The organism is Paracoccus stylophorae (assembly GCF_028553765.1).
GTDB lineage: Bacteria > Pseudomonadota > Alphaproteobacteria > Rhodobacterales > Rhodobacteraceae > Paracoccus > Paracoccus stylophorae.
The window spans coordinates 1,569,131-1,593,370 of record NZ_CP067134.1; the positions used below are offsets into that span (position 1 = coordinate 1,569,131).

General features: G+C 66.6%; 22 protein-coding genes and 1 tRNA gene. 18 read left to right on the plus strand and 5 right to left on the minus strand.

Features of this window, described 5'->3' with window-relative positions; all coding sequences use genetic code 11:
- Positions 1–34 precede the first annotated feature (34 nt).
- Genes obgE through JHW45_RS07720 form a run of 3 tightly spaced genes read left to right on the plus strand, consistent with a single transcriptional unit; the run spans position 35 to position 2,438 of the window.
- Positions 35–1,066, plus strand: coding sequence for a GTPase ObgE (gene obgE / locus JHW45_RS07710; RefSeq protein WP_272860296.1), 1,032 nt, complete (start codon positions 35–37; stop codon positions 1,064–1,066).
- Positions 1,054–2,166 carry a glutamate 5-kinase gene (gene proB / locus JHW45_RS07715; RefSeq protein ID WP_272860297.1) on the plus strand — a complete coding sequence of 371 codons (1,113 nt, stop codon included), beginning with the start codon at positions 1,054–1,056 and terminating at the stop codon, positions 2,164–2,166. The genes obgE and proB overlap by 13 nt, the downstream gene beginning before the upstream one ends.
- Positions 2,166–2,438: an Rdx family protein gene (locus JHW45_RS07720; RefSeq protein WP_272860298.1), complete on the plus strand. Its 273-nt coding sequence runs from the start codon at positions 2,166–2,168 to the stop codon at positions 2,436–2,438. The genes proB and JHW45_RS07720 overlap by 1 nt, the downstream gene beginning before the upstream one ends.
- A gap of 33 nt (positions 2,439–2,471) precedes the next feature.
- On the opposite strand, the gene JHW45_RS07725 is transcribed toward JHW45_RS07720, so the two are convergent.
- Together JHW45_RS07725 and pepN are read right to left on the minus strand one after the other, a co-directional pair.
- Positions 2,472–3,389 carry a 1-acyl-sn-glycerol-3-phosphate acyltransferase gene (locus JHW45_RS07725; RefSeq protein WP_272860299.1) on the minus strand — a complete coding sequence of 306 codons (918 nt, stop codon included), beginning with the start codon at positions 3,387–3,389 and terminating at the stop codon, positions 2,472–2,474.
- A gap of 55 nt (positions 3,390–3,444) precedes the next feature.
- Positions 3,445–6,042 (minus strand): aminopeptidase N, encoded by a 2,598-nt coding sequence (pepN, locus tag JHW45_RS07730; protein WP_272860300.1) that lies wholly within the window; start codon positions 6,040–6,042, stop codon positions 3,445–3,447.
- A gap of 185 nt (positions 6,043–6,227) precedes the next feature.
- Between pepN and JHW45_RS07735 the strand changes: the two genes are divergently transcribed.
- The 4 genes from JHW45_RS07735 to JHW45_RS07750 all read left to right on the plus strand — a co-directional run bounded on the left by JHW45_RS07735 (position 6,228) and on the right by JHW45_RS07750 (position 10,716).
- A complete protein-coding gene (locus tag JHW45_RS07735) occupies positions 6,228–6,983 on the plus strand; it encodes a hypothetical protein (RefSeq protein ID WP_272860301.1) in 756 nt (251 codons plus the stop codon).
- A gap of 197 nt (positions 6,984–7,180) precedes the next feature.
- Positions 7,181–8,755, plus strand: a complete 1,575-nt coding sequence (locus JHW45_RS07740; protein ID WP_272860302.1) for a Re/Si-specific NAD(P)(+) transhydrogenase subunit alpha — start codon at positions 7,181–7,183, stop codon at positions 8,753–8,755.
- Between the two features lie 12 nt (positions 8,756–8,767).
- Positions 8,768–10,210, plus strand: coding sequence for an NAD(P)(+) transhydrogenase (Re/Si-specific) subunit beta (locus tag JHW45_RS07745; RefSeq protein WP_272860303.1), 1,443 nt, complete (start codon positions 8,768–8,770; stop codon positions 10,208–10,210).
- Positions 10,211–10,371: 161 nt separating this feature from the next.
- Positions 10,372–10,716: an arsenate reductase family protein gene (locus JHW45_RS07750; protein WP_272860304.1), complete on the plus strand. Its 345-nt coding sequence runs from the start codon at positions 10,372–10,374 to the stop codon at positions 10,714–10,716.
- Between the two features lie 13 nt (positions 10,717–10,729).
- Here the strand turns inward: JHW45_RS07750 and JHW45_RS07755 are convergent, their stop codons facing one another.
- Both JHW45_RS07755 and JHW45_RS07760 read right to left on the minus strand, forming a co-directional pair.
- Positions 10,730–11,158 carry a protein tyrosine phosphatase family protein gene (locus tag JHW45_RS07755; RefSeq protein WP_272860305.1) on the minus strand — a complete coding sequence of 143 codons (429 nt, stop codon included), beginning with the start codon at positions 11,156–11,158 and terminating at the stop codon, positions 10,730–10,732.
- 142 nt (positions 11,159–11,300) lie between these two features.
- Positions 11,301–11,390: transfer RNA gene (locus JHW45_RS07760), tRNA-Ser, on the minus strand.
- Between the two features lie 335 nt (positions 11,391–11,725).
- Between JHW45_RS07760 and JHW45_RS07765 the strand changes: the two genes are divergently transcribed.
- The 11 genes from JHW45_RS07765 (at position 11,726) to JHW45_RS07815 (ending at position 23,197) form a co-directional block, all read left to right on the plus strand.
- A complete protein-coding gene (locus tag JHW45_RS07765; protein ID WP_272860570.1) occupies positions 11,726–12,580 on the plus strand; it encodes a metal ABC transporter substrate-binding protein in 855 nt (284 codons plus the stop codon).
- A 62-nt stretch (positions 12,581–12,642) separates the two neighbouring features.
- On the plus strand, positions 12,643–13,545 hold the full coding sequence (locus tag JHW45_RS07770) for a manganese/iron ABC transporter ATP-binding protein (protein ID WP_272860306.1): 903 nt from the start codon (positions 12,643–12,645) through the stop codon (positions 13,543–13,545).
- A complete protein-coding gene (locus JHW45_RS07775; RefSeq protein ID WP_272860307.1) occupies positions 13,542–14,405 on the plus strand; it encodes a metal ABC transporter permease in 864 nt (287 codons plus the stop codon). The genes JHW45_RS07770 and JHW45_RS07775 overlap by 4 nt, the downstream gene beginning before the upstream one ends.
- The gene (locus JHW45_RS07780) at positions 14,402–15,235 is read left to right on the plus strand and encodes a metal ABC transporter permease (protein WP_272860308.1); all 834 of its coding nucleotides are present in this window, start codon (positions 14,402–14,404) and stop codon (positions 15,233–15,235) included. The genes JHW45_RS07775 and JHW45_RS07780 overlap by 4 nt, the downstream gene beginning before the upstream one ends.
- 139 nt (positions 15,236–15,374) lie before the next feature.
- Entirely contained in the window at positions 15,375–15,938 is a 564-nt protein-coding gene (gene frr / locus JHW45_RS07785; RefSeq protein ID WP_272860309.1) for a ribosome recycling factor, read from the plus strand.
- 5 nt (positions 15,939–15,943) lie between these two features.
- The gene (gene uppS / locus JHW45_RS07790) at positions 15,944–16,681 is read left to right on the plus strand and encodes a polyprenyl diphosphate synthase (RefSeq protein WP_419181844.1); all 738 of its coding nucleotides are present in this window, start codon (positions 15,944–15,946) and stop codon (positions 16,679–16,681) included.
- The gene (locus JHW45_RS07795) at positions 16,678–17,520 is read left to right on the plus strand and encodes a phosphatidate cytidylyltransferase (protein ID WP_272860310.1); all 843 of its coding nucleotides are present in this window, start codon (positions 16,678–16,680) and stop codon (positions 17,518–17,520) included. Before uppS ends, JHW45_RS07795 begins: the two co-directional genes overlap by 4 nt.
- Positions 17,521–17,523: 3 nt before the next feature.
- Positions 17,524–18,681 (plus strand): 1-deoxy-D-xylulose-5-phosphate reductoisomerase, encoded by a 1,158-nt coding sequence (gene dxr, locus JHW45_RS07800; RefSeq protein ID WP_272860311.1) that lies wholly within the window; start codon positions 17,524–17,526, stop codon positions 18,679–18,681.
- The gene (gene rseP, locus JHW45_RS07805) at positions 18,678–20,009 is read left to right on the plus strand and encodes an RIP metalloprotease RseP (protein ID WP_272860312.1); all 1,332 of its coding nucleotides are present in this window, start codon (positions 18,678–18,680) and stop codon (positions 20,007–20,009) included. Before dxr ends, rseP begins: the two co-directional genes overlap by 4 nt.
- 102 nt (positions 20,010–20,111) lie before the next feature.
- Entirely contained in the window at positions 20,112–22,415 is a 2,304-nt protein-coding gene (bamA, locus tag JHW45_RS07810) for an outer membrane protein assembly factor BamA (protein WP_272860313.1), read from the plus strand.
- Complete coding sequence (locus JHW45_RS07815) at positions 22,415–23,197, plus strand: OmpH/Skp family outer membrane protein (protein ID WP_272860314.1); 783 nt, start codon at positions 22,415–22,417, stop codon at positions 23,195–23,197. Before bamA ends, JHW45_RS07815 begins: the two co-directional genes overlap by 1 nt.
- On the opposite strand, the gene JHW45_RS07820 is transcribed toward JHW45_RS07815, so the two are convergent.
- Positions 23,194–24,132: a nucleoside hydrolase gene (locus tag JHW45_RS07820; protein WP_272860315.1), complete on the minus strand. Its 939-nt coding sequence runs from the start codon at positions 24,130–24,132 to the stop codon at positions 23,194–23,196. The two genes, JHW45_RS07815 and JHW45_RS07820, sit on opposite strands and share 4 nt — an antisense overlap.
- Positions 24,133–24,240: the final 108 nt, after the last annotated feature.

Consider the following 24,240-nt stretch of genomic DNA (forward strand, 5'->3'; position numbering starts at 1 on the left):
CGCGTATCGCATCCCCCTGAACAGGAGCTGCGCCATGAAATTTCTCGACCTCGCCAAAGTCCATATCCGTTCCGGCGGCGGCGGCGCGGGCTGCGTGTCGTTCCGGCGCGAGAAGTTCATCGAATATGGCGGCCCCGACGGCGGCGATGGCGGGCGCGGCGGCGATGTCTGGGCCGAAGCCGTCGAGGGGCTGAACACGCTGATCGATTTCCGCTATCAGCAGCATTTCTTCGCCAAGTCCGGCCAGCACGGCATGGGCAGCCAGATGACCGGCAGATCGGGCGACGACATCGTGCTGAAGGTGCCGGTGGGCACCGAGATCCTGGAAGAGGACGAACAGACGGTGATCGCCGATCTGACCGAAGCCGGCCAACGCGTCCTGCTGGCCCGCGGCGGCAACGGGGGCTGGGGCAATCTGCATTTCAAGACCTCGACCAACCGCGCGCCGCGCACCGCCAATCCCGGCCAGCCGGGGGTCGAACGCACCATCTGGCTGCGGCTGAAGCTGATCGCGGATGCGGGGCTGGTCGGGCTGCCTAATGCCGGCAAATCGACCTTTCTGGCGGCGGTGTCGAACGCAAGGCCGCGCATCGCGGATTATCCCTTCACCACGCTGCATCCCAATCTGGGCGTCGTCGGCATCGACGGGCGCGAATTCGTCATGGCCGACATTCCCGGCCTGATCGAAGGCGCCAGCGAGGGGCGCGGCCTGGGCGATCAGTTTCTGGGCCATGTCGAACGCAGCAACGTGCTGCTGCACCTGGTCGATGGCACGTCCGAGGATGTGGCGGGCGATGCCCGCACGATCCTGACCGAACTTGCCGCCTATTCCCCGGTGCTGATGGACAAGCCGCGGGTCACGGCGCTGAACAAGATCGACGCGCTGGACGATGCGACCATCGCCGAACGCAAGGCCGCGCTGGAGGCCGAGATCGGCGGCCCGGTCCACGCGATGTCTGGCGTGGCGAAGCTGGGCGTGCCCGAGGTTCTGCGCGCCCTGTGGTCGCGCATCGCGCCGACCCGCGTCCAGGACGACGGCCAGGCCGAGGCGACATGGCAGCCCTAGCCCCGTCGCTTGCCACCGCCCGAAGGCTGGTGATCAAGATCGGCTCGGCCCTGTTGGTCGGGGCGGACGGGCTGAATGCCGTCTGGCTGCGCGGGCTGTGCGACGATGTGGCCGACTGGCGGCGGCGGGGCGTCGATGTGGTGCTGGTCTCGTCCGGATCGATCGCGCTTGGGCGGCGGGTGCTGGATCTGGGGCCGGGCGCGCTGCCGCTGGAACAGGCGCAGGCGGCGGCGGCGGTCGGGCAGATCCGGCTGGCCCGCGCCTATGAGGACGCGCTCGCGCCGCACGGGGTCAAGACCGCGCAGATCCTGCTGACGCTGGAGGACAGCGCCGACCGGCGGCGCTATCTGAACAGCCGCGCGACCTTGCAGACGCTGCTGATGCTGGGCGTCGTGCCCATCGTGAACGAAAACGACACCGTCGCCACCGACGAGATCCGCTATGGCGACAACGACCGGCTGGCCGCGCAGATCGCCGTGACCTGCGGCGCCGATCAGCTGCTGCTGCTGTCGGATGTGGACGGGCTGTATACCGCGAACCCCAAGACCGACCCGGACGCGCGCCACCTGCCGGTGATCGAACATCTGACGGCCGAGATCGTGGCGATGGGCGGCGATCCGGTCTCGGGCCTGTCGCGCGGCGGCATGAAAACCAAGCTGATGGCCGCGCGCACGGCCATTGCCGGCGGCTGCGCGATGGCGATTGCCGAAGGGTCGGTCATGCGGCCGCTGTCGGCGGTGGCGGGTGGCGCGCGTGCCAGCTGGTTCTTGCCCGACGGCGATCCGCAGGCGGCGCGCAAACGCTGGATCGCGGCGATGAAGCCCAAGGGCACGCTGATCGTGGATGACGGCGCGGCCCGCGCCCTGCGCAGCGGCAAGTCGCTGTTGCCTGCGGGGGTGCGCGACATCATCGGCGAATTCGGGCGCGGCGATCCGGTGGCCATCGCCGCGCCGTCCGGCGAGACGCTTGGCCTTGGCCTGACCCGTTACACCGGCGACGAGGCGCGGCGGATCGCCGGCCACCACTCGGCCGAGATCGAGGCGATCCTGGGCTATCCCGGCCGCGCCGCATTGATTCACCGCGACGACATGGCGATCTGATGGCACATCTGGAAATCACCTATTGCATCGGCTGCAACTGGCTTCTGCGCGCCGGCTGGTATGCGCAGGAATGTCTGTCCACCTTCGGCACCGGGCTGCGCGTGACGCTGATCGCCGATGATACCGGCGGCGTCTTTCGCATCGCGCTGGACGGCCAGCAGATCTGGGACCGCAAGGCCGATGGCGGGTTTCCCGAGATCAAGGCGCTGAAGCAGGCGATCCGCGACCGCATCGACCCTGAGCGGTCCCTGGGTCACAGCGACACCAGATAAGGCGGCCCGCGCCGGCGCGCGCTGCGGCCCGGTTCAGGATCGCGCCACGCTGTTTGCGCCCCGTGACTGCCGCGCGTGGGCACCGTCGCGCGCCAGCACGGCCGCGTCGGGCCCGGGCGGGGGCAGGGACAGGACCGCGTCGCGCAGCTGCGCAATCGCCGCATCGCTGTTGCGCGACAGGGTGGCGGGGTCGATGGGGCGGCCCACGGTGATGCGATAGGGCTGACGCGCCTTGTTCAGCACCTCGTTGAACAGGGTCACGTCGCGCAGCGTCGGGTGCAGCCGGTCCAGCAGATAGAACAGCGCCGAGTTGCGCGCCCGGATCCGCAGCGGAATGACCGGCACGCCGAACTTGCGCGCGATCATCGCCGCGCTGGCCATCCAGGGCCGTTCGTGCAGCGTCAGGCCGCGCCGCTTGGCCAGCCGGCCCGAGGGAAAGATCAGCCCGATCCGCCCGGCGGCCAGCGCGGTGCGGGTGTAATCCATCGTCGCCTTGGTCTTGGCATGGCTGCGCTTTTCCTGCCGCCATTCGACGCCGGCGATCAGCTCCTCGGTCTGGGGCAGGACGCGGATCATGTCGTGATTGGCATAGATGAACAGATCGTCGCGCAGCGGCGCCATGACGGCGTGCATCACGATCCCGTCCGCGATCCCGGTCGGATGGTTCGACACGATCAGCGCGGGGCCGGTCGCCGGGATGTGCTGCATCCCCTGAACCCTCACATCGCGCACGATCAGGTCGGACATGCGGCGCATGATCTCGGGCATGGGCAGGTCGCGGAACTCGGCCGCAAGCTCGATCGTGCGGGGATAGCGCAACAGCCGCAGCATCACCTGCCGCGCCGCGCGGTGATGGGCGCGGTCCGAATACAGCCACGGCGCCCGCTCGGCGATCAGCGGGTCCAGACGGGCCTGCATCTCGGCCCTTGCGTCGGCGTATCGGTCACTCATCCCGCCCATCCTGCCTTGCGCCGCGCAGCCCCGCAAGCCGCGCCGTGCGCGCGCCTCATGCGGCGTCCCTGTCGCCGGCGGCGATCATGCGCGACACCATTTCGCGCAGATTGCGGCTGATGTCGGGCATGGCCGCGATGCGCTGCAACGCCGACAGCGCCCGGTCGCGCCGCCCCTTGTCGTAGCGCGGCCAGGTTTCGAACGCGGTGGACATGCGCGCGGCGATCTGCGGATTGGCGCCGTCCATCTTCATCAGCCAGTCGGCGGTAAAGTCGTAGCCCGATCCGTCGGCGGCGTGAAAACCGGCATGGTTCGCCGCCAGCCCGCCCAGCAACGCGCGGAACCGGTTCGGGTTCTTCCAGTCGAAATCGCGCCGCGCGGCCAGTTGCGTCGCCACCGCGACCGCATCCTGGGGCGGGGCGGCCATCACCTGGACCGAGAACCACTTGTCCATCACCAGCCGGTTGTCGCCGAACCGGTCGTGCAGCGCCTGCAACGCGGCCTGCCCGCGTCCGCGCCGGATCAGGCAATTCAGCGCCGCCATGCGTTCGGTCATGTTCCCGGCGGTGCCGAACAGAACCTCGGCCCGGTCGCCCCGGTCGATCCGGTTCAGCAGCCCAAGCGCCGCGATCCGCAGCGACCGCCGCGCGGCCGCGTCCGCATCGGGCGAATAGGGACCGGGCACCTCCATGGCGTCGTAAAGGCGGGCCAGCAGGTCGGCATGGGCTTCAGCCACGCGCCGGGCCAGATCCTCGCGCGCGGCGTGGATGGCGTCGGGATCGGGCGTGGCGCCGCGCGCGGCAAGCGCGGTTGCGATCTCTTCCTCGCCGGGCAGCATCAGGCACAGCGCCCGGAACGCGGGATCGGCGTCCCGGTCGGCGGCCAGACGACCGATGGCGTCGATGAAATCCGCACCGGCATCGCCCCCCTGCGCCAGCGACATCAGCGCCGACATCGCCAGATCGCGCCCCGCCTCCCACCTCGCGAAGGGATCGGTGTCGTGGGCCAGCAGAAAGGCGCGGTTGCGGTCGTCGATCGGGCGATCCAGAATCACCGGCGCCGAAAATCCGCGCAGCGCCGACACCACCGGCCGCGCGCCCAGCCCGTCGAAGGTAAAGCTCTGCCGCGCCTCGGTCATCTCCAGCATCCGGGTCGGCTGAACCTCGTCGCCGTTCGGGCCGATCAGCCCGACCGCAATCGGGATCACGCGCGGCGGCTTGTCGTCCTGTCCGGGCGTCGGCGGCGTATGCTGGGTGAAATTCAGCGTCAGGCGACCGCCCCTGTCGCCCGCGTCCCAGTCCTCGGTCATCGTCAGATGCGGGGTGCCGGCATCGGTGTACCAGCGTTTGAACTGGGTCAGATCGCGGCCGGTCGCATCCTGAAACACGGCCAGCCAGTCCTCGATCGTGGCGGCCTCGCCGTCGTGGCGGTCGAAATACAGATCCAGCGCGCTGGCATAGCCGTCATCGCCGACCAGCCGTTTCAGCATCCCGATCAGTTCGGCGCCCTTTTCATAGACGGTGGCGGTGTAGAAATTGTTGATTTCCTCATACCGCTCGGGCCGGACCGGATGGGCCAGCGGCCCCTGATCCTCGCGGAACTGGCGGGCGCGCAGGGTGTGCACATCCTCGATCCGCTTGACCGGGGCGCTGCGCATGTCGGCGGTGAACTGCTGGTCGCGAAAGACCGTCAGCCCCTCTTTCAGGCACAGCTGGAACCAGTCGCGGCAGGTGATCCGGTTGCCGGTCCAGTTGTGGAAATATTCATGCGCGATCACCGCCTCGATCCGTTCGTAATCGGCATCGGTCGCGGTTTCCGGGCTGGCCAGAACCAGTTTCGAGTTGAAGATGTTCAACCCCTTGTTTTCCATGGCCCCCATGTTGAAATCGTCGACCGCGACCATGTTGAACACGTCCAGATCGTATTCGCGGCCATAGACATCCTCGTCCCATCGCATCGACTTGATCAGGGACTGCATGGCGAAACCGGCGCGGTCCTGATCGCCCGGACGCACCCAGACATTCAGATCGACCCGGCGTCCGGATCGCGTCGTGAACCGGTCGCTGACCGCCACCAGATCGCCCGCGACCAGCGCGAACAGATAGGCGGGCTTGGGCCAGGGGTCGTTCCATTCGGCAAACCCGTCGCGGATCGCGACCGGGTTGCCGTTCGACAGCAGCACGGGCTTGTCCGACCTGATCGTCACGCGGAACGGTGCCATCACGTCGGGACGGTCGGGATAGAAGGTGATGTGCCGGAACCCTTCGGCTTCGCACTGGGTGCAGAAGATCCCGCCCGAGATATACAGCCCCTCGAACGCGGTGTTCGCGGACGGGTCGATCCGGACCCGCGTGGTCAGCGCGAAGGGCGCATCGGGCAGGGCAGCGGCGGCAATGGTCAGCGATTCGCCGTCGCGGCGGACATGGGCGGGGTCGGGCGCGCGACCGTCGATGTCCAGCGACAGCAATTCGACCCCGCGCCCGCCGTCCAGAACCAGATCCTCGACCGCCTCGCGCGGACGCAGCGACAGGGTCGCCGTCACCTCGGTCGCGTCGGGCGACAGCGCGAAATCCAGCACCGTCTGGTCGAGGATGAAGGGATAGGGGCGGTAATCGGCAAGATATTGCGCATTCGCGGCTTGGGTCGACGACATGACACCCTCGGGCTGAAAAAGCGGTATGGCGGACGGAACCTGATCCGTGCAGCCTGTGTTAGTCGCCTGACAGCCGGGTCGCAAGACAGGCCGTGTTTCGTCTAAGCGATTGACAGGAACGCCGGGCTGCACCAAGGGATGGAACGCTAACCCGGTGTTCTCAAAAGTCTTTATGGAGGCCAGCTATGACCTATGACCCCAACGACCCCAAACGCACCAATCCGGTGGACAGCGATCCGGCCGCGCCCAAGGAAACCTATGTCGAACCGGTCGAGCGGCGGTCGTCGCCCTTGCCGCTGATCATCGGCGTGCTGTTGGCGCTGGCGCTGGCGTATTTCGTGCTGCAACGCTTCATGACCGACGATCCGGTCACGGTCGAAGGTGACACCACCACCGTCACCACCACGGAAGAGGCCGACACCGACGCGACCGATCCGGCCACCGTCACCACGACGGAAGAGGCCGACACCGCCGCGACCGAGCCGGCCACCGACGATGCGGTGGTGATCGAGGAATCGATCGAGACCATCGACACCACCGGTGACGACGCGGCCGCCGAGGCCGATGCCGCCGCGACGGACGCGGAAGCTGCCGCCGACGACGCCGCAGCCGAGGCCGAGGATGCAGCAGACAGCGCCGCGACCGCGACCGAGGATGCCGCCGACGACGCGGCCGCCGCGACCGAGGATGCGGCCAGCGACGCCGCAGCCGCAGCCGACGACGCCGCCGACAGTGCCGCAGCCGCAGCCGATGACGCGGCCGACGCGACGGGCGAGGCGCTGGACGACGCGGGTCAGGCGATCGAGGAAACTGCATCCGATGCGGCGACTGCGGCCGACAACGCGGCCGAGGATGCCTCGGAGGCGCTGGACGATGCCACGACCGAGGAACCTGCCCCGGCAGCGGACGATGCGGCGACCGAATCGACCACCACGAACTGAGGGACAGGGCCGGAGATCTGGCCAGGTCGGGCCGCGCGAGATCATCGCGCGGCCCCTTTTCATGCCGGGCGCGTTCAGGCCGATCCTGGCCTGCATCCGGGATATGATCGCGCGCCGCAACGCGGTCTTGTGAAAGATTGTTGCGCGGTGCTATGCAGACACAACCGCGAACAGAAGACATGGGGGGCATTCACGCCATGAAGATTGGCGCATTGAAGGAAAGTTCCGAAGGCGAGGCACGGGTGGCGATCACGCCGTCCTCTGCGACGCATCTTCAGAAACTGGGTCACGAGGTCTTCGTGCAAAGCCATGCCGGATCGGCTGCCGGCTTTTCGGACGAGGATTATCGCAAGGCCGGCGTGACCATCAAGGACAGCGCCGCGGATCTGATCGGGACCGTCGATGTCGTGGCCAAGGTGCGCCAGCCATCCGACGGCGAGATCGAACAGATGCGCGAGGGGCAGACCCTGATCTCGTTCTTCTATCCGGCGCAGAATGCCGATCTGCTGGAAAAGGCCCGCCAGCAGGGCATCACCGCCATCGCCATGGACATGGTGCCCCGCATCAGCCGGGCGCAGAAGATGGACGCGCTGTCGTCCATGGCCAATATCGCCGGCTATCGCTCGGTCATCGAGGCGGCGAACAATTTCGGCCGCTTCTTTACCGGGCAGGTGACGGCGGCGGGCAAGGTGCCGCCGGCGAAGATCCTGGTGGTGGGCGCGGGCGTCGCCGGGCTGGCCGCCATCGGCACCGCGACCAGCCTCGGTGCGCGCGTCTATGCCTTCGACGTGCGCCCCGAAGTGGCCGAGCAGATCGAATCGATGGGCGCAGAATTCGTCTATCTCGATTTCGAGCAGCAGACGACCGACGGCGCCGAGACGGGCGGCTACGCCGCGCCCTCCAGCCCCGAGTTCCGCGAAGCGCAGCTGAAGAAATTCCGCGAGCTTGCGCCCGACATGGACGTGGTCATCACCACCGCGCTGATCCCCGGGCGGGACGCGCCGGTCCTGTGGACCCGCGACATGGTCGAGGCGATGAAGCCCGGCAGCGTGATCGTCGATCTTGCCGCCGAAAAGGGCGGCAACTGCGAACTGACCGTCGCCGACGAACGCATCGTGACCGAAAACGGCGTGATCGTCATCGGCTATACCGACTTTGCCAGCCGGATGGGCGCCCAGGCGTCCGAGCTTTACGGCAACAATGTCCGTCACTTCCTGACCGATCTGACGCCGAAGAAAGACGGCGTGATCGACCACAACATGGATGATGACGTGATCCGCGGCGCCACCGTGACCCACGATCACGACATCACCTATCCACCGCCCAAACCCAAGGTCGCGGCCATCGCCGCGCAGAAGCCCAAGGAAAAGAAACGCGAACTGACCCCCGACCAGCGCCGCGCACAGGAAGTCGCGGCCTTCAAGGCGGAAACCAGATCGCAGGTGACGATGCTGGTGGCGGGCGCGGTCGTGCTGATGCTGATCGGCCTTGTGGCTCCGGCCAGCTTCATGTCGCATTTCATCGTCTTCGTGCTGGCCTGTTTCGTCGGCTTCCGCGTCGTCTGGAACGTCGCCCATTCGCTGCACACCCCGCTGATGGCGGTGACGAACGCGATCAGTTCGATCATCGTGCTGGGCGCGCTGATGCAGATCGGATCGGGGTCGGCCTGGGTCGTGATCCTTGCCACGCTGGCGGTGCTGATGGCGGGGGTGAACATCTTCGGCGGCTTCCTTGTCACCCGGCGCATGCTTGCCATGTTCCAGAAATCGTAAGGGAGAGGACGTATGGAATACGGATTCACCACCGCCGTCTATGTGGTCGCCGCGATCCTGTTCATCCTCTCGCTTGGGGGATTGTCGGGACAGGAAAGCGCCAAGCGCGCGATCTGGTACGGCATCGTCGGCATGGCGCTGGCGGTGCTGGCAACCCTGTTCGGGCCGGGCGCGGGCAACTGGTTTCTGTCGATCCTGATGCTGGCCATCGGCGGCGCGGTCGGATGGGTGATCGCCAAGCGCGTCCAGATGACCGAGATGCCGCAGCTTGTCGCCGCGATGCATTCGCTGGTCGGTCTGGCCGCGGTCTTTGTCGGCTTCAACGCCCAGATCGAGATGGGCCGCGTCGTGCGCGCCCGCGCCGACGGCCTGACGCATGAATTCATCGGCTTTGCCGCCGCGCTGGCCGACAAGACCCCGGCCGAGATCGCGATGCTGAAGATCGAGGTGTTTCTTGGCATCTTCATCGGCGCGGTGACCTTCACCGGGTCGGTCGTGGCCTTCGGCAAGCTGGCCGGCCGTCTGGATGGCAAGCCGAAAAAGCTGCCCGGCGGGCACATGCTGAACGCCGGTGCGGTGGCATTGTCGCTGATCTTCGGCCTTCTCTACTTCACCGGCGTCGGGCCGGCCGTCTTCTGGCTGATCCTGATCACGCTCTTGGCCTTCTTCGTCGGCTATCACCTGATCATGGGCATCGGCGGGGCGGACATGCCGGTCGTGGTGTCGATGCTGAACAGCTATTCCGGCTGGGCGGCGGCGATGATCGGCTTTACCCTGTCGAACGATCTGCTGATCGTCACCGGCGCGCTTGTCGGCTCGTCCGGTGCGATCCTCAGCTATATCATGTGCAAGGCGATGAACCGCAATTTCGTCAGCGTGATCCTGGGCGGCTTTGGCGGTGAGACCGGACCCGCCGCCCAGATCGAGGGCGAACAGGTCGCCATCGACGCCGATGGCGTGGCCGCCGCGCTGAACGATGCCGACAGCGTGGTGATCGTGCCGGGTTACGGCATGGCGGTGGCGCAGGCCCAGTCGGCCGTTAGCGAGCTGGTGCGCAAGCTGCGCGCGGCCGGCAAGCAGGTGCGTTTCGCCATCCACCCGGTCGCGGGGCGGCTGCCCGGCCACATGAACGTGCTGCTGGCCGAGGCCAAGGTGCCCTATGACATCGTGCTGGAGATGGACGAGATCAACGACGATTTCCCCAACACCGATGCGGTCATCATCATCGGCAGCAACGACATCGTGAATCCGGCCGCGCAGGACGATCCGAACAGCCCCATCGCCGGGATGCCGGTGCTTGAGGTGTGGAAGGCCAAGCAAGTCTTCGTGTCCAAGCGCGGGCAGGGCACCGGCTATTCCGGGATCGAGAACCCGCTGTTCTTCAAAGAGAACACGCGCATGTTCTATGGCGATGCCAAGGATTCGGTGAACAAGCTGCTGCCGCTGCTGGATTGACATGCGCGCAGGGGGCGCGTTCCGGCGTCCCCTGCGCATCCCGCTTTCCCTTCTTCCAAGGTTGATTCATGCGCCTGACCCTGACCATCGCCGCCCTGCTGACCCTGTCGGCCTGCGGCGTGCCCTTCGTTCCGTTCATCTGAAGTCCGGGGATTGCCGCCATGTGGAAGACGCTGACGATGTTCGGCCTCGGCCATTGCTCGACCTGCCAGAAGGCGCAGGCCGCGTTGCAGGAACATGGCTGGAGCGTCGATTTCCGCGATGTCGCCAGGGACCCGCTGTCCGACACGGAGCGCGCAACGCTGGTCGAGGAATTCGGCGACAAGATCGTCAACCGCGCCAGCCTGACCTGGCGCGCCATGTCGGATCAGGAACGCGCCGCCGATCCGGTCCGGATGATGGCCGACAAGCCCAGTGTGATGAAACGTCCGGCCATCGTCGCCGGCGATCTGCGCCTGCTGGGCTGGACGGCGAATGTGAAACGGGCGCTGGACGTGCCGGTCTGACCTGCCCGCCGGATCAGCCCTTGCGGCTGGCCAGCGACGCCAGCAAGGGCTGAACCGGGCTCAGGTCATAGCCGGCATCGGCGGCGATTTGCAGGATTTCGGCCTCCGGCCGCTTGCCCGCCTGACTCAGCGCCCACAGGACGGTGCTGCGATGCCCCGACCGGCAATAGGCGACAACCGGACCCCGCCCGCCCGCGGCCTCGGTGAAATCGGTGATCAATTGCGGCGTGATCTGGCCGGGATGAAACGGCAGGTAATGATAGCTCATGCCCGCCTCCAGGGCCGCCTTTTCCATGGCGTCGTGATCGGTTTCGGCATCGACCTCCTGATCGGGGCGGTTGTTGATCAGGATCCGAAATCCGGCCGCCGCCAGCTCGGCCACCTCATCGGGCCGGATCTGCGCCGAGACGGCGATGGACGGGCTGAGCTGTCGCAGATCCATGACGGGCCTTTCGCTGACGGACGCTGTGCCCCGATTGCAGCGTTCTCACGCGATTTGTCAAGTTTGCAGGGGTGGTTCTGCTGCGGCGGATGCGGCAAGCTGCGGGCGCCGACCGGGGATCAGGTGCAGTGAAAGAAGGGGGTGGCGGAGACGAAGGGATTCGAACCCTCGAGGCGGTTTCCCGCCTGCACCCTTAGCAGGGGTGTGCCTTCGACCACTCGGCCACGTCTCCGCCGATCCGTATAGGGAACGGGTTCGGGGGAGGCAAGGGGTTTTGAAAGCGGCAGGGGCGTGTGCGTTTTCGGGCGCCGAGGCGGCGGATTGGCTGAAATATCTGTCGGCGCCGCGACCGCCCGCGCTTGATGGAACACGGCCCTCCTCGAGTATCAAACCTGCCCCTCTTGCGAATGATTGGCAGTTGCAATTCCTGTCGGACCTACTATTCATGTTGCAAATGACTCGCAACAAGATGGGACTGGCACGGCGATGGATGGAGGGAGAAAGGTCATGGGCGCGATTGTCAGGAAGGGCCTGCGGGGCGCGGGACTGGCGCTTGCGCTGGCGTTGATGGCGGGGCCTGCGGGCGCGGCAGAGGAACGGATGAAGGTCGTGACCACGTTCACGGTGCTGGCGGACATGGCGCAGAACGTGGCGGGTGAGGCTGCCGATGTCGTGTCGGTGACGAAGCCGGGGGCCGAGATTCACGGATATGAACCCACGCCGCGCGACATCGTGCGGGCGCATGATGCCGATCTGATCCTGTGGAACGGGCTGGATCTTGAACTGTGGTTCGAACAGTTCCTGTCCAATCTGCGCGATGTGCCGTCGGTGACACTGACCGACGGCATCGATCCGATCCCGATCGCGGCGGGCGCCTATGAGGGCAAGCCCAATCCGCATGCCTGGATGGGCCTGGGCAACGCGCTGATCTATATCGACAACATCGCCGCAGCCTTTGCGCAGCACGACCCTGGGAATGCGGCCGTGTATGCGGACAATGCCGCATCCTACAAGGATCGGTTGCGCGCGACGCTGGAACCCCTGCGCCAGCGCATCGCCGCCATCCCCGAGGGGCAACGCTGGCTGGTGACCTGCGAGGGGGCGTTCAGCTATCTGGCGCGGGATTTCGGCATGAAGGAACTGTATCTGTGGCCGATGAACGCCGATCAGATGGGAACGCCGCAACAGGTGCGGGCGGTGATCGACGGCGTCCGGAACAACGACATTCCGGTGGTGTTCTGCGAAAGCACGGTCAACACCGCGCCCGCCGAACAGGTCGCCCGCGAAACCGGCGCGCGGTTCGGGGGCGTGCTGTATGTGGACAGCCTGTCCGAACCCGACGGCCCGGTGCCCAGCTATCTGGATCTTCTGCGGGTGACGGCGCAGACCATAGCCCACGGGCTTGCGGGCGACGGGGAATAGGCAGACATCATGGGGCAGGGGACGACCCTGCCACGCCGGGAATGTCCGGCAGAAAGTTCGCGATGAAAGATTACGACCAGAGGGCGATGGCGACTGAACCGGGCGGCAGCGACAAGGCCGACGGGATCGAGGCGGTGGATGTGACCGTCACCTATCGCAACGGCTATACCGCGCTGCGCAACGCCACGTTCGCGATCCCGCGCGGCACGATCACCGCCCTTGTCGGCGTGAACGGCGCCGGCAAATCGACGCTGTTCAAGGCGATCATGGGTTTCGTGCCGGCGGCCAGAGGAACGATCCGCCTTCTGGGGCTGGAGGTGAAAGAGGCGCTGAAACGCAACCTGGTCTCCTATGTCCCGCAGGCCGAAGAGGTCGACTGGACCTTTCCGGTGCTGGTCGAGGACGTGGTGATGATGGGGCGCTATGGCCATATGGGCTTTCTGCGCCGCCCGTCGCGCACCGACCGCGCGGCGGTGGATGTCGCGCTGGAACGCGTCGGCATGCAGGATTATCGCAAGCGCCAGATCGGCGAATTGTCGGGCGGGCAGAAAAAGCGTGTCTTTCTGGCCCGCGCGCTGGCGCAGGACGGGCAGGTCATCCTGCTGGACGAACCCTTCACCGGCGTCGATGTGAAGACCGAGGAACAGATCGTCGCCCTGCTGCGCGATCTGCGCGAAGAGGGGCGGGTGATGCTGGTATCGACCCATAATCTGGGCACCGTGCCGGAATTCTGCGACCGCACCGTGCTGGTCAAGGGCACGGTTCTGGCCTATGGCCCGACCGAGACCACGTTCACGCGCGAGAATCTTGAACTGGCCTTTGGCGGCGTGCTGCGGCATTTCACCCTTGGCGGCGCGGATCTGCACGACGACGACGACGCGCGCAAGCTGTCGATCCTCAGCGATGATGAACGCCCCTTCGTTCAATACGGCAACGAGACGCGCATCACCGAGGAGCGGAAATGACCCTGCTTCTGGAACCCTTCACCTATGGTTACATGACCACGGCGATGTGGGTGTCGGCGCTTGTGGGCGCGGTCTGCGCCTTCCTGTCCGCCTATCTGATGCTGAAGGGCTGGTCGCTGATCGGGGACGCGCTGTCGCATTCCGTCGTGCCGGGCGTCGCCGGGGCGTATATCCTTGGGCTGCCCTTTGCCCTGGGTGCGTTCATTTCAGGCGGGCTGGCGGCGGCGGCGATGCTGTTTCTGTCCGACCGGTCGGGGCTGAAGGTGGATGTGGTGATCGGCATCATCTTCACCTCGTTTTTCGGGCTGGGGCTGTTCATGGCCTCGGTCAACCCGATGGCGGTCTCCATCCAGACGATCACCATGGGCAATATCCTGGCCATCACGCCGGAAGATACGCTGCAACTGGCGATCATCGGCGTGGTCTCGCTGGCGGTGCTGCTGCTGAAATGGAAGGATCTGATGGTCGTGTTCTTCGATGAAAGCCATGCGCGGTCCATCGGGCTGCGGCCCGGCCTGCTGAAGGCGGTGTTCTTCGTGCTGCTGTCGGCCAGCGTCGTCGCGGCCATGCAGACCGTGGGCGCGTTTCTGGTGATCGCGATGGTGGTGACGCCCGGTGCCACGGCCTATCTGCTGTGCGACCGGTTTCCGCGGCTTCTGATCACCTCGGTCGCGATCGGGGCGGTGACAAGCTTCGTGGGCGCCTATGCCAGCTATTTTCTGGACGGCGCGACCGGCGGGATCATCGTGCTGTTGCAGACGCTGATCTTCGGGGCGACCTTCATCCTGGCGCCCAAGCACGGTCTGCTGGCGGCGCGGCGCAAGGCGGCGGCCGCGCTGCGGCAGGAGGTGGCGCCATGATCGAGGCGGCGCTGGTCCCGTTCCAGTTCGGCTTCATGCAGAACGCGTTTCTGATCGCGGTGATCGTGTCGATCCCGACCGCGCTGCTGTCCTGCTTTCTGGTGCTGAAAGGCTGGGCGCTGATGGGCGATGCGGTCAGCCACGCGGTGCTGCCGGGGATCGTGCTGGCCTATATCGCCGGCATCCCGCTGATCGTCGGTGCCTTCATCGCGGGGATGCTGACCGCGGTGGCCACGGGATATCTGGCCGAAAACAGCCGGATCAAGCAGGACACGGTGATGGGCGTCGTCTTTTCGGGCATGTTCGCCCTGGGGATCGTGATCTATGTCTCGATCCAGACGAATGTGCATCTGGATCATATCCTGTTCGGCAACATGCTGGGGGTCGAGCCGCAGGATTTGTGGACGGCGGGCAGCGTGTCGGTTCTTGTGTCCGCGGCGCTGATCCTGAAATGGAAGGACTTCCTGTTCCATGCCTTCGATCCCGCGCAGGCGCGGGTGTCGGGCCTGTCGGTCAACCTGCTGCATTACGGCTTGCTGGGCATCCTGTCGCTGACCATCGTGGCGACGCTGTCGGCCACGGGACTGATTCTGGCGGTGGGGCTGCTGATCACGCCGGGGGCGGTCGCGTTCCTGCTGGTGCGCAGCTTTGCCGCCATGTTGCTGGTCGCGGTGATCGTCTGCATGGGGTCGATGCTCGCCGGGGTCTATCTCAGCTTTTTCCTCGACAGCGCGCCGGCGCCGACCATCGTTCTTCTGCTGACGCTGATCTTCGTGCTGGCGCTTGTCCGCAAATCCCTGCGCACCCGGCGCGCCTCGGCCACGGTCTGACCAAACGCGCGCGCGATCCGGCCGGTGCGGACCGCTTAACCCATTCGGTAAACCGCGTGCCATTTCGCCGGCAAAGCCTTTGCCAAGCTTCCGGATTGCGGTTACAAGCTGACAAAACTCAAGACAGAGGCAGTCCGACATGGCAGAGGACATCGAAATAGACATCGACGATCTTGAACGTCGCATGAAGGGCGCGATGGAAAGCATGCGACACGAATTCGCGTCGCTGCGCACCGGCCGCGCCTCCGCCTCGATGGTCGAGCCGGTGCAGGTCGAGGCGTATGGCCAGATGACCCCGATCAACCAGCTTGGCACCGTCAACGTCCCCGAGCCGCGCATGGTCACGATCAACATCTGGGACAAGGCGATGGTCGGCAAGGCCGAGAAGGCGCTGCGCGAAAGCGGTCTGGGCATCAACCCGCAGACCAACGGCACGATCATCATGCTGCCGATCCCCGAACTGAACGAGGAACGGCGCAAGGAACTGACCAAGGTCGCCGCCCAATACGCCGAAAGCGCGCGGGTTGCGATCCGCAACGTCCGGCGCGACGGCATGGATCAGGTGAAGAAGGCCAAGGCCGACGGCATGTCCGAGGATGACCAGAAATTCTGGGAAACCGCCGTGCAGGAGCTGACCGACCGGATGATCGCCAATGTCGATGCCGCGCTTGAAGCCAAGCAGGCCGAGATCATGCAGGTCTGAGAGGGATGATGCCCGCCGAAACCGCACAGGCCCTGACGACGGGCGGCACCGAACAGCGGCCGCGACATGTCGCGATCATCATGGACGGCAATGGACGATGGGCGACCGAACGCGGCTGGCCGCGTCTGGTCGGGCATCGGCGCGGCGCCGAGCGCGTCAAGCAGATTGTCCGCGCCTGTCCCGATCTGGGCGTGAACTGGCTGACCGTCTATGCGTTCTCGACCGAGAACTGGAAACGCTCGACCGAAGAGGTGCTGGGTCTCATGAAGATCTTCCGCCGCTATATCGAGCGTGAGGCCGAGGGTTTGTCGGCCGAGGGTGTGCGGCTGCGCTTTATCGGCGGTCGCGACCGGCTGGACCCCAAATTGCAGGCGCTGATGACCTCGATCGAGGCGCGCACGGCCGGCAATTCGCGCCTGAACCTGACCGTCGCGATCAATTACGGCGGCCGGGACGAGTTGACCCGCGCCGCCCTGCGCCTTGCCCAGAAGATCGCCCGCGACGAGATCGCGCAGCCCGGCCAGGACGATCTGTCCGCCTGTCTGGACACGGCCGGACAACCCGATCCCGATCTGGTGATCCGCACCTCGGGCGAGACGCGGACATCGAATTTCCTGCCCTGGCAGGCGGCCTATGCCGAATACGAGTTCACGCCGACGCTGTGGCCCGATTTCACGCCCGATCATCTGGCCGAGATCCTGGACCGTTTCGGACTGCGCGAGCGACGCTTCGGGGGCACATGACGCCGCGCCCGTCAGTTCCCCCCGCATCGGCGGGCAAATGGGCGGATCTGTCGCGGCGCGTCGCCTCCACGGTGGTCCTGCTGGGAATCGGCGTTCTGCTGGCCTTTGCCTCGGGGATCTGGCTGCGCTTGGGCATGTCGCTGATCGCGGCGGTGACGTTCTGGGAACTGGCCGCGATGACCGGCTGGCGCCACCCGGAAATGCATCTGACCGCGTTCGGCCGCTGGCGTCCGATCATGCTGGCGCTGATCGCGGGGCTGGCGCAGTTTTCGGCGCTGGTGTCGTTTCACCCGTTGGGCATCGTCCTGCTTGTCCTGCCGATCCTGGCGGGTCTGCCGGGCGCTGCGGCGCGCGACCGGGTCGTCTATACGCTGTTCGGGATCGCGATCCAGCTTGTCGCCTATGGTCTGGTCGGCTTCCGCGAAGAGTTCGGCCTTGCCTTCGTGCTGTGGCTGATGGGGATCGTGATCGTGTCCGACACCGCCGGCTATTTCTTTGGCCGGATGCTGGGCGGCCCGAAATTCTGGCCCTCGCTGAGCCCGAAGAAGACCTGGTCCGGCACCGTGGCCGGCTGGATCGGGGCGGCGATCCTGGGCACGCTGTTGTGGCTGTCGGATCACGGCGAAGTCGCGCTGATCTGGATTTCGCCGCTGGTCTGCTTTGCCGGGCAGATGGGCGATATCGCCGAAAGCTGGCTGAAGCGGCGGGCCGGGGTCAAGGACAGCTCGAACCTGATTCCGGGGCATGGCGGGTTCATGGACCGGTTCGACGCGGTGACGGGGGCGGTGCTGGCGACGATGCTGATCGGGCTGCTGACCAGATTGCCGGTGGTGAACTGAGACATGCGCAGGATTTCGATCTTCGGGGCGACCGGATCGGTCGGGGCGAACGGCGTCGATCTGATCCGTCGTGCGGGTGGACCTGACGCCTATCGCACGGTCGCGCTGACCGGCGGGCGCAACATTGCTCGTCTGGCCGCGATGGCGCGCGATCTGCGGGCCGAGATCGCGGTGACCGCCCATGACGAGTTGCTGGACGATCTGCGCACGGCGCTGGCCGGCAGCGATGTGCAGGCCGCAGCCGGGGCGCAGGCGCTGCGCGAGGCTGCGTCGCGTCCGGCTGATTGGGTTCTGTCGGCAATCGTCGGATCGGCCGGGCTGATGCCGGGTCTGGTCGCCCTGTCGCAGGGCGGCGTCCTGGCCCTTGCCAACAAGGAATCGCTGGTCTGCGCCGGCCCTTTGATCCGTCGCGCGGCCGTGCAGGGCGGGGCCACGATCCTGCCGGTCGATTCAGAACATTCCGCGATTTTTCAGGCGCTTGGGTCCGAACCTCTCGACGCGGTCAAGGATGTGACCATCACCGCGTCCGGCGGGGCGTTCCGCGACTGGCCGCTGGAACGGCTGGCGGCGGCCACCGTCGCGCAGGCCTCGACCCATCCCAACTGGGCGATGGGCCAGCGGATCACCATCGACAGCGCGTCAATGTTCAACAAGGCGATGGAAGTCATAGAAACGAAAGAGTTTTTCGGCCTTCGTCAGGACCAGATCGCGGTCCTGATCCACCCGGAATCCATCGTTCACGCCATGGTGAACCATGTCGATGGCGGCAGCATCGCGCATCTTGGCGCGCCCGACATGCGCCACGCCATCGGCTATGCGCTGAACTGGCCCGACCGCGCGCCGCTGCCGGTTGCGCCGCTGGATCTGGCGCGCATCGGCAGCCTGACCTTCCGCGCGCCCGACGAAACGCGCTGGCCGGCGCTGCGTCTTGCTCGCGAGGTGATGGCGGCGGGCGGGATGGCCGGCGCGGTGTTCAACGCCGCCAAGGAACAGGCGCTGGACGATTTCATCGCCGGTCGCATCGGGTTCACGCAGATGGCGCCGCGCGTCGAACAGACGCTTGAGGCCCTGTCCGGCCGCGACGGCTTTGCCCGCGCGCCCGAGGATCTTCAGACGGTGCTTGACTGGGACGCCGCAGCACGACAAGAGGCCGCCGCATGACCGATCTGATCCCGCAATTCGGCGGCACGCTGTATACGCTGGCAGCCTTTCTTGTGGCGCTGGCGGTGATCGTGACCGTGCACGAATACGGACATTACATCGTCGGCCGCTGGTCGGGCATCCGGGCCGAGGTGTTCTCGGTCGGGTTCGGGCCGCAACTGGCGGCCCGCCGCGACCGGCGCGGCACGCTGTGGCAGATCGCCGCGATCCCCCTGGGCGGCTATGTCCGCTTCATGGGCGACGCCAACGCGGCCAGCGCCGGCACCGGCCGGCCGGTCGATCCCGCGCATCGCCGGCAGACGCTGGCCGGCGCGCCGTTATGGGCGCGGTTCTCGACCTTGCTGGCGGGGCCGGTGTTCAACTTCATCCTGTCGATCCTGATCTTCGGCGGCTTTGCCATGGTTCAGGGCCTGCCGACCGACCGCGTCGAGGTGGGGCGCATCGCGCCCTCGCCGCCGGGCATCGTCAACGAACTGCAACCGGGCGACCGCATCCTGGCCATCGGCGATCAGCCGGTCGACACCTGGGCCGATATCGGACGCGCCGCGCAGAACCTGCCCGTCGCGCCGCAGCAGGAATGGCGCGTGCAGCGCGGCGGCGACGATCTGGTGGTGCAGGGCCCCGATCCGATGCCCGCGCGGATCAGCGGCGTCGCCCCGCGCGGCGCGGCCGCCGATGCCGGGCTGATGGCCGGCGATGTCGTGATCGCCATCGAGGATCGGCCGATCACCCGGTTCAGCCAGATGCGCGATCTGGTCGAGGCCGCGCAGGGCCAGCCCCTGCTGCTGCAGGTGTGGCGGCCCGGCCAGGGCGTGGCCAGCTATACGCTGGTTCCCAAGGAACAGGACCTGCCGGCGGCGGATGGCGGATACGAGAAACGCTGGCTGATCGGGGTGACGGGGGGCGAAAGCTTTTTCGCGCCCGCCACCCGCCGCGCCGGCCCGGCCGAGGCGCTGTGGCTGGGCGCGGCGCAGACCTGGGACATCATCGCCTCGTCGCTGTCGGGGCTGTGGGCGATGATCACCGGCCAGATCGGCAGCTGCAATCTGGGCGGTGCGATCAGCATCGCCGAAAGCACCGGACAGGCGGCCAGCGCCGGCGGCGCCAGCTTTCTGTGGTGGATCGCGGTGCTGTCGGCGGCGATCGGATTCCTGAACCTTCTGCCGATCCCGGTTCTGGATGGCGGCCATCTGATGTTTTATACATGGGAGGCCGTGACCGGGCGCCCGCCATCGGACCGGGCGCTGAATCTGCTGACCGCAATCGGCATGGCCGCCGTGCTGACGCTGATGATTTTCGGGCTCACCAACGATCTTTTCTGCCCCTGAGGCGCGATGCGCTTTTGACAGGACAGGCAGATTGAGGCACAAGATTGACGCAAAAGAACGCGCCCAAAGGGCGCCACAGGCTGGAACATAAAAGGGGCGGCAATGACACGCAAACTGGGCAAGGGCGCGGTGGCGCTGATGACGGCGCTGACGATCTCGGTGCCGGCGGGGCTGCTGATGCCGCAGCTTGCGGCAGCCTACGTCTTCAACGACGTGCGGATCGAGGGGGCGCAGCGGATCGAGCCGGCGACGATCCTGTCCTACGCCGATATCGCGCGCGGACAGGACGTGTCGGCGGGCGAGCTGAACGACGCCGTGCAGCGCCTGCAGGGGTCGGGCCTGTTCGAGACGGTCGAAATCGTGCCGCAGGGCGGTCTGCTGATCATCCGGGTCAGCGAATATCCGACGATCAACCAGATCAGCTTCGAGGGCAATCGCCGCATGAATGACGCGGATCTGGCCCAGATCGCGCAAAGCCAGTCGCGCCGCGTCTATCAGCCCAGCCTTGCCATCACCGATGCCCGGAACATCGCCCAGGCCTATGCCACGCAGGGCCGTCTGGCCGCCCGCGTCGATCCCAAGATCATCCGCCGCAGCGACAACCGGGTCGATCTGGTGTTCGAGATCCGGGAAGGCGACGTGACCGAGATCGAGCGGATCAGCTTTACCGGCAACCGCGCCTTCAGCGACCGGCGGCTGCGCCAGGTGCTTGAGACGAAACAGGCCGGCATCCTGCGGACCTTCATCCGCGCCGACACCTTCGCGCCCGAACGCATCCCGCTGGACGAACAGCTGCTGACCGATTTCTATCGCTCGCGCGGCTATGCCGATTTCAGGGTGCAGGCCATCGCCCCCGAAATCGCCCGCGAACGCGATGCGTTCTATATCACCTTCAACATCCAGGAAGGTCCGCGCTATCGCTTTGGCCGGGTCACCACGATCTCGGAAATCGCCGGCGTCGATGCCTCGGCCTTTGCGGCGCAGAACCGGGTGGATCGCGGCGATGTCTATAACCCCGCCGCCATCGACAACACCATCCGCCGGATGGAAACAGTGGCCATCCAGCAGGGGCTGAACTTCGTCAATATCGAACCGCGCGTCACCCGCAACCCGTCGAACCAGACGCTGGACCTGACCTTCGCGCTGACCCGCGGCCCGCGCATCTTCGTCGAACGCATCGACATCGAGGGCAACACCACGACGCTTGACCAGGTCATCCGCCGCCAGTTCACCGTCGTCGAGGGCGATCCGTTCAACCCGCGCGAGATCCGCAACGCGGCCGAGCGGATCCGGGCACTGGGATATTTCGCGGACGCCCAGGTGAACAGCCGGCAGGGCAGCAGCGAGGAACAGGTGATCGTCGACGTCAATGTCGAGGAACAGCCGACCGGGTCGCTGTCCTTCGGCGCATCGTATGGCGTCAATGCGGGCATCGGCGTGAACGCGTCGCTGAACGAGACGAACTTTCTGGGGCGCGGCCAGACACTGGGCTTGCAGATCTCGACCGCCGAAGGCGACCGGGCGGGCAGCATCAACTTTGTCGAGCCGTTCTTTCTGGGCCGCGACCTCAGGTTCGGCTTTCGCGCCGGATACCAGGAAACCGAAAGCCTGAATTCGGATTACGACACCCGGTCGATCAACCTGCGGCCGTCGATCGAATTTCCCATCTCGGCGAATGGCCGGCTGGAACTGCGCTACAGCCTGGCGCAGGACCGGCTGTCCAATGTCGAGGAAGACAGCTCGGTCCTGTTGCAGGACGAAGAAGGTGAGCGTGTGACCTCGGCCCTTGGCTACAGCTATACCTGGGACACGCGGCTGACCGGGCTTGATCCGCTGACCAGCTACAAGCTGCGTTTCGCGCAGGATTTCGCGGGCGTGGGCGGCGACACCAAGACCGTCACCACGGCGGCGCTGGCGGGCCTGGAAAGCAACGCCTGGCGCGAAGAGGTGACGCTGCGCGCCGAGATCGAGGCGGGGGCGATCACCGCCTATGACGATTATTCGACCTGGATCCTCGACCGGTATCGCGGCGGCACCAAGATCCGCGGGTTCGAGCCCAACGGCATCGGTCCGCGCGACCTGTCGGCGGTGAACCAGGACGGGCTGGGCGGCAACTACTTCTGGGCCGCGCGCGCCGAGGCGCAGTTCCCCGTCGGCCTGCCTGAGGAATACGGCATCACCGGCGGTCTTTTCGCCGATATCGGTTCGGTCTGGGGGCTGGACAACACCACCGGCAGCGACGGAAGCGAGGTCGATGACAGCATGTATGTCCGCGCCGCGGTCGGGGCCTCGATCTTCTGGACCACGCCCATCGGTCCGCTGCGGTTCAACTTTTCAAAGGCGATCCGTAAGGAAGATTACGACGAGGATCAGAACTTCGATCTGACGATCTCGACGCGGTTCTGATGGCGCGGCCGGGGCTGTCTGCCGTTTCCCTGCTGTTGCTGGCGGCCGCACCCTTCGCGGCCCCCGCGCAGCAGCCCGGCGCGCCGCCCGTGGTGCCCGATCTGGCCGAACCGGGCGCCGATGCGTCGCCCGACCGGCAGGCGCCGCCGTTCCGCCCGAACCGGCAGCCGCAGGCGCAACCGTCCGATGCGATGCCGATGCGGACCATCGAAAGCGCCGAGGATGCGCCGCGCTATGTCATCGCGCCGGTGCTGACGGTCGATCAGGAACGCCTTTTCGCCGAATCGGCCTGGGGCCAGCGGGCGCAACGTCAGGTCGAGGCGGCGGGCCAGAAAATCTCGGACGACAACGAACGCCTCGCCGCACAGCTGTCCGCCGAAGAGGCGCAGCTGACCGAACGCCGCGCGACGCTGGACGCGGCCGAGTTCCGCCGTCTGGCCGAGGCGTTCGATGCCCGCGCAACCGCCGTGCGCCGGGAACGCGCGCAGGCGGTGACGGACCTGAACGCCCGCGCCGACGCCGACCGCACGGCATTTTACAAGGCCGCCCTGCCCATCATGGGCGACATGATGCAGCAGCGCGGCGCGGTCGCGGTGCTGGATCGGCGCACGGTATTTGTGTCGCTGGATGCCATCGACATCACCCCCGATCTGATCACCCGGCTGGACGAGACACTGGGCGACGGCGCCGATCTTCCCACCGCCGTCCTCGCCCCCGACACCGATACCGGCAGGCCCGCGCCCGACGCGCCGCAGGACGATACGCCCGCCGCGGGGGACTAGGGCAGGCGCGCGATCCGCTCGTGCATCAGGGCGAACAGGCCGTCGCGATCCAGATTTCGGATGAACAGCGCATTCGCCGGCCGGTCGGTGACGCGCCACCAGTCGGCCACGGTCATGCCGGTGGTGAACTCTCCCTGCGTCTCGATCTCGACATTGATCTGGCGCCCCTCGAACAGATCGGGGCGGATCAGCCACGCGACCGCGCAGGGATCGTGCAGCGGCGCGCCGAGACTGCCGTATTTTTCCCTGTCGAACCGCTCGAAGAAATCGGTCCAGCTTGCCACCGCCGGGCCGCAGCGGCCGGGCAGGGCGCGCATCGCCTCGACCCACGCGCGGTCGGTCAGCGCCTGATGCGTCGCATCCAGCGGCAGCACCACCAGCGGCACGCCGGAGGCAAAGACGATCCGCGCCGCCTCGGGATCGACATAGATGTTGAACTCGGCCGCCGGGGTGATGTTGCCCACCTCGAAATAGGCGCCGCCCATCAGCACGATCCGCCGGATACGGGCGGCGATGTCGGGCGCGCGTTGCAGCGCCGTGGCGATGTTCGTCAGCGGCCCGATCGGCACCAGCGTGACGGTGCCTTCGGGCTGGGCGCGCAGCGTCTCGACGATGAAATCGACGGCGTGGCGCGGTTGCAGTTGCAGGCGCGGTGCGGGCAGCGCGATGCCGTCCAGACCGGTTTTCCCGTGCACATGTTCCGCCGTCACCAGGGGACGCGACAGCGGCGCGTCGCAGCCGGCAAAGACCGGCACCTCGGTGCGGCCAGACAGCGCGACGATCTGGCGCGCGTTCCGTTCCGTCAGCGCCAGCGGCACGTTGCCGGCGACGGCGGTGATGCCCAGAACCTCAAGCTCGGGGCTGGCCAGCGCCAGCAGGATCGCCACGGCGTCGTCCTGGCCCGGATCGGTGTCGATGATGATCTTGTCGGCCATGCGCGCCCCCCCTCTGTCCTGTCCGTCGTTCTGCGACGCCTGCAAAAAGGGCGCAAGCCGAAAGCCCGCGCCCTTCTTCTTTGTCCAAATACCCCGGGGGAATCGCCG

Coding starts and splice junctions, on each gene's coding strand:
- obgE (WP_272860296.1), top strand. CDS start 35: ATGAAATTTCTCGACCTCGCCAAAGTCCATATCCGTTCCGGCGGCGGC.
- proB (WP_272860297.1), top strand. CDS start 1,054: ATGGCAGCCCTAGCCCCGTCGCTTGCCACCGCCCGAAGGCTGGTGATC.
- JHW45_RS07720 (WP_272860298.1), top strand. CDS start 2,166: ATGGCACATCTGGAAATCACCTATTGCATCGGCTGCAACTGGCTTCTG.
- JHW45_RS07725 (WP_272860299.1), bottom strand. CDS start 3,389: ATGAGTGACCGATACGCCGACGCAAGGGCCGAGATGCAGGCCCGTCTG.
- pepN (WP_272860300.1), bottom strand. CDS start 6,042: ATGTCGTCGACCCAAGCCGCGAATGCGCAATATCTTGCCGATTACCGC.
- JHW45_RS07735 (WP_272860301.1), top strand. CDS start 6,228: ATGACCTATGACCCCAACGACCCCAAACGCACCAATCCGGTGGACAGC.
- JHW45_RS07740 (WP_272860302.1), top strand. CDS start 7,181: ATGAAGATTGGCGCATTGAAGGAAAGTTCCGAAGGCGAGGCACGGGTG.
- JHW45_RS07745 (WP_272860303.1), top strand. CDS start 8,768: ATGGAATACGGATTCACCACCGCCGTCTATGTGGTCGCCGCGATCCTG.
- JHW45_RS07750 (WP_272860304.1), top strand. CDS start 10,372: ATGTGGAAGACGCTGACGATGTTCGGCCTCGGCCATTGCTCGACCTGC.
- JHW45_RS07755 (WP_272860305.1), bottom strand. CDS start 11,158: ATGGATCTGCGACAGCTCAGCCCGTCCATCGCCGTCTCGGCGCAGATC.
- JHW45_RS07765 (WP_272860570.1), top strand. CDS start 11,726: ATGGCGGGGCCTGCGGGCGCGGCAGAGGAACGGATGAAGGTCGTGACC.
- JHW45_RS07770 (WP_272860306.1), top strand. CDS start 12,643: ATGAAAGATTACGACCAGAGGGCGATGGCGACTGAACCGGGCGGCAGC.
- JHW45_RS07775 (WP_272860307.1), top strand. CDS start 13,542: ATGACCCTGCTTCTGGAACCCTTCACCTATGGTTACATGACCACGGCG.
- JHW45_RS07780 (WP_272860308.1), top strand. CDS start 14,402: ATGATCGAGGCGGCGCTGGTCCCGTTCCAGTTCGGCTTCATGCAGAAC.
- frr (WP_272860309.1), top strand. CDS start 15,375: ATGGCAGAGGACATCGAAATAGACATCGACGATCTTGAACGTCGCATG.
- uppS (WP_419181844.1), top strand. CDS start 15,944: ATGATGCCCGCCGAAACCGCACAGGCCCTGACGACGGGCGGCACCGAA.
- JHW45_RS07795 (WP_272860310.1), top strand. CDS start 16,678: ATGACGCCGCGCCCGTCAGTTCCCCCCGCATCGGCGGGCAAATGGGCG.
- dxr (WP_272860311.1), top strand. CDS start 17,524: ATGCGCAGGATTTCGATCTTCGGGGCGACCGGATCGGTCGGGGCGAAC.
- rseP (WP_272860312.1), top strand. CDS start 18,678: ATGACCGATCTGATCCCGCAATTCGGCGGCACGCTGTATACGCTGGCA.
- bamA (WP_272860313.1), top strand. CDS start 20,112: ATGACACGCAAACTGGGCAAGGGCGCGGTGGCGCTGATGACGGCGCTG.
- JHW45_RS07815 (WP_272860314.1), top strand. CDS start 22,415: ATGGCGCGGCCGGGGCTGTCTGCCGTTTCCCTGCTGTTGCTGGCGGCC.
- JHW45_RS07820 (WP_272860315.1), bottom strand. CDS start 24,132: ATGGCCGACAAGATCATCATCGACACCGATCCGGGCCAGGACGACGCC.